Consider the following 7,560-nt stretch of genomic DNA (forward strand, 5'->3'; position numbering starts at 1 on the left):
CGCCGGCTTGTCTAGCGCGGCAGCAACATCATCAGCGCCGCCGCGCCCATCACCGCTGCCGCGACCCAGCCCAGCGCGATAAGCGGCCGGCTCGCGATGAAATCGCCCATCACCGCACGCCTTGTGACCAGCAGCAGAATCACAACCATCAGCGGTACGGCCACTACGCCGTTGATCACAGCACTAACGAGCAGCGCTTTCATCGGACTGATCGATGAAAACTGGATTGCGAGCGAGACCAGCACGCTCACGGCGATGATGCCGTAAAAGCCTCGCGCGTCGCGCAGCTTGCGCTCGAGCCCCTCTGGCCACCCGAGCGCCTCAGTCAACGCATAGGCGCCCGAACCGGCAAGCACTGGCACGCCGATAAATCCCACGCCGAGTATGCCGAGCGAGAAGAGCAGATAGGCGAAGTCGCCCGCAAGCGGCCGCAATGCGCTCGCGGCCTGCGCGGCCGTGGCGATGTCTGTGACGCCAGCGGCATGCAGCGTGACAGCAGTGGCGAGCATGATGAGCCAGGCCGTGACGTTCGAATAGAGCATGCCGCTCCAGGTGTCCCAACTGATACGCCGCAGTTCCGCAGGCGCCTCGCGCGCGTCGTCCACGAGCGGCGCGCTGTTCGGATGGGCGCGCATGTCCTCGACTTCTTCCGACGTCTGCCAGAAGAACAGATACGGGCTGATCGTCGTACCGAAGACGGCGACCACCATCGCCGCGGCATCCGCATTCACATCGAAGCGCGGCCAGAGGGTGCGCAGCGCCACCTCGCGCCACGGCACATGAACGACGAACAGCACCGCTGCGTAGGCAAGCAGCGAAACCGTCAGCCATTTTAAAAAAATCACGTAGCGATGATAGGGCACCAAGATCTGCAACAGCAGTGTCGCCAATACGAAGCACACGGTCATCACGTGACGGTCGATGCCACTGACGAGCTGCGCGACTTCGCCCATCGCGGCGACATCGGCGGCGATGTTGAGTGTGTTGGCCACGAGCAATAGCAGCACCACGCCATAAAGCACGACGGGCGGAAAAGCCTCCTTGATGTTGGCGGCGAGGCCCTTGCCGGTCACTCGGCCCAGGTTCGCGCACATCGACTGGACGGCCGCCATGAGCGGAAACGCAAGCGGCATGGTCCACAGCATGTTCAGCCCGAATTGCGCGCCGGCCTGCGAATAGGTGGCGATGCCGCTGGGGTCGTCGTCGGCGACACCGGTGATGAGGCCGGGCCCGACGCGCGCGAGCGGATGCTCCTTGAGCCGCGCCAATATCGTGCGCTGACGTTTCAGCGGTGTTGCGTCGAGTTCCAAAGCGTTCCCCTCGAGCAGGCGTTTGCTTCGTCGCGAGTCATGTCCGAGCCACGCGCTGCACAAACATCGGTCCCTTAGTGGCCGCGCAACGCGGAAGCCGCGCCGTACACCACGCGCGGATCGTGCTGACCTTTATACACAGCCGGAGCGGTCCGATCCAGGCCAAGCAGTGTGTAGACAGCGGTCTGAGCGGAGCGAACCGAATATTCGACGGTGAACACGACGTCGTTCGGCAACTCGCAAAACTGTCCGACGAATGCAAGGTTCGCCCAGCCCTCGGGCACGACCTGCGGCCGGTCGCCGCGTTTGCGGGGCAGGAACTGGCTCGTGATGAACGGCATCAGGCATGAAATGCAGATTGCGTCGTCGAGAATGCGCTGAGCCTGCGCCTCGATGTGCAAATGGCCGAGAAGCTCCGTCACGATCTCGCGGCCCGTGCATTCGGCCATCGGTTTGGCGACGAAATTGCCCGGCCGGTCGACGAAAAGCCCATAACCCCAGAACACTTGCACGTCCTTCGGCTGACCCATGAAATGCGGCTGATGCGGCAGCACGATCGACATGAGCCAGCTCGATTGCGGGAACGTAATCAGGCCGCCTTCGCCCGGCACATTGCCGGTCAGATCGCGGATCAGGCGAAATAACGCAGGATCGTGCAGTGTCGCGGTAAACGAAAGCCAGCGCGATTCGTCGACGTGATCGGCGAATACCGAAGGATGACCGAACTCGCTGCGTCCGGCCGCGATGGTTTTCCAGAGCGCCCAGGCGCCGCTGCTGTCGTGCTGATTGAACGCCGCAGCGCGATTGGTGGCGCCGAGGCTCGATCCTGCGGTCATCGAGCCCAGCGTGACGATGACCTTGTCGTTCTCGCCGACCGGAATTTCCGCGCGCCCGCTACCGTGTTCACAGACGATGCCGGCGACGCGGTTCAGTTCGCCACTTTCGTCACACCGCAGATCCAGCACTCGCGTGCCGGTGCGAAACTCCACGCCGTGTTCGTCCAGCCATTTGCGCAGCGGCCGCACCATGGAATCGTACTGGTTGTAGACCGTGCGCATGATGCCGTGCAACTGGTTGAAGCCCGGCGTCATATGCGCGAAGCGCAGCAGATAGCGGCGGAACTCGGCAGCGCTGTGCCAGGGCTGAAAGGCGAACGTCGTGCACCACATGATCCAGAAGTTCGTCTCGAAGAAATCGCGCTCGAAATGGTCCGAGATGCGACTGTCACCGAGCAGTGCTTCCGGTTCGAGCGCAAGACGGCCAAGCGTCAGCAGGTGTGTCTCGGCGAGCTCGTACGCAGGTGCGTCCTCACGTTTGCCATTGCGCACGAGCCGCGCTTTCGACGACGTGCGCAGCGTCTCGTTCCGGTCGAAGATTTCCTTCGTCACGCTGCTGCGACCGTCGAGCGTAGGAATCGAGTCGAACAGATCGTAGGTGCACAGGTACTTGCTTTCCAGCATGCGGCCGCCGCGCACGACGTAACCATCCTGTGGCGTCCCCGCGCCGTCGAGACTGCCGCCGGCCTTGCCGAGGGCTTCCAGAATCGTGATGCGGCAGTCGGGCACATCGGCGTCGCGGATCAGAAAGGCAGCGGCCGCAAGCGACGCAATGCCGCCGCCGACAAGATAGAAATGGCCGCGGCCAGTCGCTTCGTCGCGAGCCTGATGTGTCAGCGCACCCACATCGGAATGGTCGGATTGGTTCATTTGATGGTCCCGCAGGGTAATGGCTGTGAACGTATAGACCATAGCCGCGAAGTGCGGAGGCGAGTTGCGCTGGATCAACGGGGCGCACGGTGGCGCGGCCCTGTGAACTCGTTGACGCAGGTCAATCGTCAGATAGGGATACGCGCTCATGATCCTCTCATCGACTCGCTGGTCCACGGGGCTTTTGCTGCCGCAACGGTCGACGGAAAGTGCAGTTTGCGCGGAGGCGGTATGGGAATCGATATGCAGATCGTCTACCTCGGATTTGCGGGGTCCGCGCAGATTGAGTCCGAGGCGGCCGCGCAACTGGTGCGGCTCGGGCGGTTTGGCAGATGCATCTCCGGGTGCCATCTGGCGCTCGAGGCGATCCGCGAGCGCGCAGAGAACGACATAGCGGGCGCGCGCCGTAATCCGTCCGATCACGCCCCGAACCAACGCCTGTTCGATGCGCGCCTCGACCTCGTGCTGCGTACCGGAGAACTGGTGCCGATCGAGCATCGGCAGAGCTTCGATTCGGATGAAGCTGTGCGAGCGGCCTTCGATGCGGCAGAGTGGTTTCTCGAGCGCCATGTCGCCCGCGCCTGATTTGCAACGTCACTTTTAACATCACGATCAAGCTTTTTCAGGAGGCAGATATGTACGCGAATATTGTGGTTGCGCTCGACGGCAGCGATGCAGCGAAGCGCGCGCTCAGCGAAGCGATTCAGCTGGCGAAGCTCTCGCGCGGCAAGCTGACCGCCGTCTACGTGCTGGATCAGTCGGCGGCGTTCACCTACGCAGGTGCCTGCGATCCGCATCTTCTAACCGACGCTGCGCGGCAGGTCGGAACCACGCTGCTGCATGCCGCACTGGAGCAGATGCGCGAGCTGAACGTCGTGGGCGACACGGAGATCGTGGAGACGCAGGGCATCGCCGAAGACATCGCCGGCGCGTTGCTGCGTTGCGCGCAGCGGCGCGGCGCGGACCTTGTCGTGATTGGCACTCACGGACGGCGCGGATTGCGGCGCATGGTGATCGGCAGCGTTGCGGAGCGTTTCGTCCGCTGTGCGACGTGCCCGGTTCTGCTGGTTCGCGAGCCCGCTGACGCAAAGCGCGAGGCGTCAGTTTGATGTGAGCTAGCCGCTCGTCTCTCCGATCATTGGAGTCATTGCGTGAAGCACTGGTTTATCACGGTGCAGGGCGAAAATCGCTCGTATCGAAATGGCCGACGCTTTGCGCAAGGACTGGTACGCTGTCGCGCGACAGGCGCATCTCTGCGCCCAACGTGCTGCAGTTCAGCCAGCTTCTCGCCGCTACCGCCAATCCAGCAGCGGCACAAAACAGACAGACGTTCTGCACGATGGCGCCTGCGCTTGCGTACGCGAACGGCTCGCGCTGGGACGGCGCGATGTCCTGCATGCGGGCAAGGTCGGCGACATACACCAGCTCGACGGGCGCCTCGCCGACGAAATCCTGATAGCCGGTCAACGCACGCAGATCGGCTGCGATCACGAGGTCGAGGCAATGCTGCAACGGATCGTAGCGATACATGCCGCGTGCGAGCGCCACATAGACGTGGATTTCGTGGAGTGCGAGAACGGAAGGCGCGGTGCGTCTGTCGTTTCCCTCAGCATCTTTTCGGTTCACGCCGTTGGCGGCCCACAGCATCTGCCCGAGCGTTGCGTCGTCGAGCCCGGTCGCGGCGAACCGACGCGTCGTGCGCCGTTTCGAGAAGGCGTCCATGATGGGCATGCCGCCGCTCAGCGCGGGCTGCGGCAAGGCGATGCGCGGGGTGGCGTCGCCATGCACAGGGCGTGCCTCTGTCGCGTTGGGTGTTGTGGTGCCGAGTCTGAAATAATGCTTCATGGCAAGCCTCGTCGGACAGGCGTTTAACCTTCAGGACACGACGTCGGCAAGCGGCCGGCGCGGTGAATGAGCCGCAGAGCGTTTAGCGCGGCCGACGCGCAACACGAGCTGCGGCACAGCGTCCATCGCCAGCAGGGCGCGCAGTTGTTCGCGCAGCGCGCTCACCTCGACCGGCTGATTCAGATACGACGCTGTGATGCCCGCATTGGCTGCGACCAGCAACAGCCGCTCAAGCGCCTCGCCGGCTGCGAGCCACGCAGGCATGTCGTCCGTCGACGTCGCGAGGCAGACGAGAAGCGGCGACCCTTCAGCGAGTGCATGATGTGCCGCGGCAAGGCCGCCACCCAGGTCGAACGTGCGCACGACCGACGCAAGCAGCGGCGCTGCGAGATCGAGGAGGGCGGTCATGCCTGCCGACAGCGCGGGCATGCCGTCTTCCCGGCGTCGCGGGTGAATCCACGTGGCCAGTTCGCGACGGAAACGTGGGTCGTCGAACTGCATGCGGTCGGCCGCGGCGACGAGTCCGGCAACTTTCTCCCGCACCGGCGCGCTCGAGATGCAGACGGCATCCGCACCCTCGGCGTCGGCGGCGTCGACGACCTGTTGAAGGACGCCGGTGGCGTGTGACGCAGTTCATCGCAAAGCCTGTCGGTCATGTCACGGAATGAGCCATGAACCAGAACATGGCTAGCGCGGCCGCCGCCATCACAATCGTAGCCGTCCAGCCTGTGACCCGCAGATGTAGCGGAATCACGAAGCGCCCCATGATCTCTGGGTTCATCGCCATGAACATGATGAGGACCATGATCGGCACGGACACCACGCCATTGATCACGGCGCTCCAGTAAAGCGCTTTCAGCGGATCGATGCGTGTGAACCCGATCGCGAGACCGACCAGCGTCGATAGCACGATGATGCCGTAAAAGCGTTTTGCGAGCTGGGGTTTCAGAGCGAGGCTATTGCGCCAGTTGAAGGTCCCCGCCATTGCATAAGCTGCCGATCCAGCGAGTACTGGCAGCGCAAGAAGGCCGGTACCGACGATTCCCAGACTGAACAGCGTGAACGCGAACCTGCCCGCAAGGGGCTTGAGGGCAACGGCAGCTTGCGCGGAGGTCTGTATGTCCGTCACACCGTGCGCATTCAGCGTTGCCGCTGTCGTCAGGATGATAAAGAACGCGACGAGATTGGAAAATCCCATGCCAATCCAGGTGTCCATCCGGATGCGACGCAGGCTTGCCGGCCCCTGCCCCGGGGCATTCCTGAGCGCGTGCTGGCCGATTTCCGCCCGCATATCTTCAACCTCCTGCGAAGCCTGCCAGAAGAACAGGTACGGACTGATGGTCGTACCGAGTACCGCAACGACCGTCGTCAGGTAATCGCTCTTCCATGAAAGGCGGGGCGCGAACGTGCGAACAACGACGGTGTGCCACGGAATATCGACGACAAACACGGTGGCGACATAAGCAAACAGCGCGAGCGTCAGCCACTTGAGCACGCGAACATAGCTGCGATAAGGAACGAAAACCTGCAGCAGTACAGACAACGCACCCAGTGCCACGGTGTACACGCGCGTTGGACCGCCGGCGATGAGATTGACTGCCGCGCCCATCGCGGTCAGGTCGGCCGCAATGTTGATGGTATTGGCGATGAGAAGCAGCGCGACTGCTCCATACAGCAGCCATGCGGGATAGTGGCGCCGGATATTCGTTGCAAGACCATGACCGCTGACGCGCCCCAGACTGGCGCTGATGATCTGGATGGCCACCATCAGCGGATAGGTGATGACGATTATCCACAGCATGTTGAAACCGAACTGCGCACCCGCCTGCGAGTACGTCGCAATGCCGCTCGGGTCGTCGTCTGCGGCGCCGGTCACCAGCCCTGGGCCCAACTTCTGGAGCCACGACGTGACTTCGGAGTCCGGTTTGTCCGAGGGGTCAATGTCCATGTCCATGTTCGGCACCTTTGAAGCGAACAGGTAGTCGTCGGTGAGCGACGTCTGAGCGCGGCCGGCCTAAGTTTCAAGCAATCTCCAAACCAAGTCTAGCCCTCGACAACCCAAGTGAGCCCATTGTGGCGTGAGTCGTTGAAGCGCGAGGCTGTTGCTGATGAAACTCGTTCGTGTGAGCCAAAGCTTGCAGAACACATGCAGGTTGTTTCCAAAATGTAAGCGAGGACGTTGCGTTAGCGACGATCACGGCTACTCCCGCCTTTGAACCTTAAGAGAACCTGAAGCATGCCCCGCTATTACCTGGGAAAACGATAAGGACCGCTATGCAATGGAATGCCTAAGCTGTAGCAGCGTCCATTATTTCGTGGTGCGCGCCTGGTCAGACGTATTCCGACGACGACAATGGGAGGTATGCGATGCGGAAGTACAGGTGGGCGAATGCATTGGTCGCATCAGCGGCTGTCGTAATTGCAGGCTGTGGCGGGGATGATCTCAACAATGGCGGACCCCACCATGTGTCCGACATATCCATACCCAACGTCAAGGCGGGCGTGAACTTCTCATTCGATATCGGCGTCGTCCTGGGTAGCCGGTACTACTTCACGGACAGGAATAACGCATCGCTGGATCAGATCGACATACCGTCGAAAGCGTTCGTCAAGCTCATCCAGGGAAGCGGGCCGCTCGCGTTCACTGGCCTCGGTCCCGGACCGAATTCGCAGGCCGGTCCAGACGGCGCAACTCCGGT

Annotated in this window: 6 protein-coding genes and 2 pseudogenes; 3 read left to right on the forward strand and 5 right to left on the reverse strand. The window is 62.4% G+C overall.

Going from position 1 to position 7,560, the window contains the following annotated elements:
- Window positions 1-11 precede the first annotated feature (11 nt).
- Together C8K18_RS28370 and C8K18_RS28375 are read right to left on the reverse strand one after the other, a co-directional pair.
- On the reverse strand, window positions 12-1,310 hold the full coding sequence (locus C8K18_RS28370; protein ID WP_107710608.1) for an NRAMP family divalent metal transporter: 1,299 nt from the start codon (window positions 1,308-1,310) through the stop codon (window positions 12-14).
- Window positions 1,311-1,384: 74 nt separating this feature from the next.
- Window positions 1,385-3,016 carry an oleate hydratase gene (locus C8K18_RS28375; protein WP_107710619.1) on the reverse strand — a complete coding sequence of 544 codons (1,632 nt, stop codon included), beginning with the start codon at window positions 3,014-3,016 and terminating at the stop codon, window positions 1,385-1,387.
- A gap of 231 nt (window positions 3,017-3,247) precedes the next feature.
- Here C8K18_RS28375 and C8K18_RS28380 point away from each other — a divergent pair, with 231 nt between their 5' ends.
- Entirely contained in the window at window positions 3,248-3,601 is a 354-nt protein-coding gene (locus C8K18_RS28380) for a hypothetical protein (RefSeq protein ID WP_107710609.1), read from the forward strand.
- Window positions 3,602-3,651: 50 nt separating this feature from the next.
- Complete coding sequence (locus C8K18_RS28385; protein WP_107710610.1) at window positions 3,652-4,125, forward strand: universal stress protein; 474 nt, start codon at window positions 3,652-3,654, stop codon at window positions 4,123-4,125.
- A 58-nt stretch (window positions 4,126-4,183) separates the two neighbouring features.
- Here C8K18_RS28385 and C8K18_RS28390 read toward each other — a convergent pair whose 3' ends face one another.
- The 3 genes and pseudogenes from C8K18_RS28390 to C8K18_RS28400 form a co-directional block, all read right to left on the reverse strand.
- Entirely contained in the window at window positions 4,184-4,861 is a 678-nt protein-coding gene (locus tag C8K18_RS28390) for a nitroreductase family protein (protein ID WP_107710611.1), read from the reverse strand.
- A 30-nt stretch (window positions 4,862-4,891) separates the two neighbouring features.
- Window positions 4,892-5,461, reverse strand: a pseudogene (locus C8K18_RS28395) (nitroreductase); the annotation flags it as partial.
- 52 nt (window positions 5,462-5,513) lie between these two features.
- Window positions 5,514-6,815: an NRAMP family divalent metal transporter gene (locus C8K18_RS28400; RefSeq protein ID WP_207909697.1), complete on the reverse strand. Its 1,302-nt coding sequence runs from the start codon at window positions 6,813-6,815 to the stop codon at window positions 5,514-5,516.
- A 512-nt stretch (window positions 6,816-7,327) separates the two neighbouring features.
- Here C8K18_RS28400 and C8K18_RS28405 point away from each other — a divergent pair.
- Window positions 7,328-7,560: pseudogene (locus tag C8K18_RS28405) on the forward strand (hypothetical protein); the annotation flags it as partial.

This window comes from Paraburkholderia sp. GV068 (genome assembly GCF_003058125.1).
Taxonomy (GTDB): domain Bacteria; phylum Pseudomonadota; class Gammaproteobacteria; order Burkholderiales; family Burkholderiaceae; genus Paraburkholderia; species Paraburkholderia graminis.

What these genes read in the sequence shown, in the direction of transcription:
- C8K18_RS28400 (WP_207909697.1), bottom strand. Translation starts at nt 6,815, where the DNA reads ATGGACATGGACATTGACCCCTCGGACAAACCGGACTCCGAAGTCACG.
- C8K18_RS28375 (WP_107710619.1), bottom strand. Translation starts at nt 3,016, where the DNA reads ATGAACCAATCCGACCATTCCGATGTGGGTGCGCTGACACATCAGGCT.
- C8K18_RS28380 (WP_107710609.1), top strand. Translation starts at nt 3,248, where the DNA reads ATGGGAATCGATATGCAGATCGTCTACCTCGGATTTGCGGGGTCCGCG.
- C8K18_RS28385 (WP_107710610.1), top strand. Translation starts at nt 3,652, where the DNA reads ATGTACGCGAATATTGTGGTTGCGCTCGACGGCAGCGATGCAGCGAAG.
- C8K18_RS28390 (WP_107710611.1), bottom strand. Translation starts at nt 4,861, where the DNA reads ATGAAGCATTATTTCAGACTCGGCACCACAACACCCAACGCGACAGAG.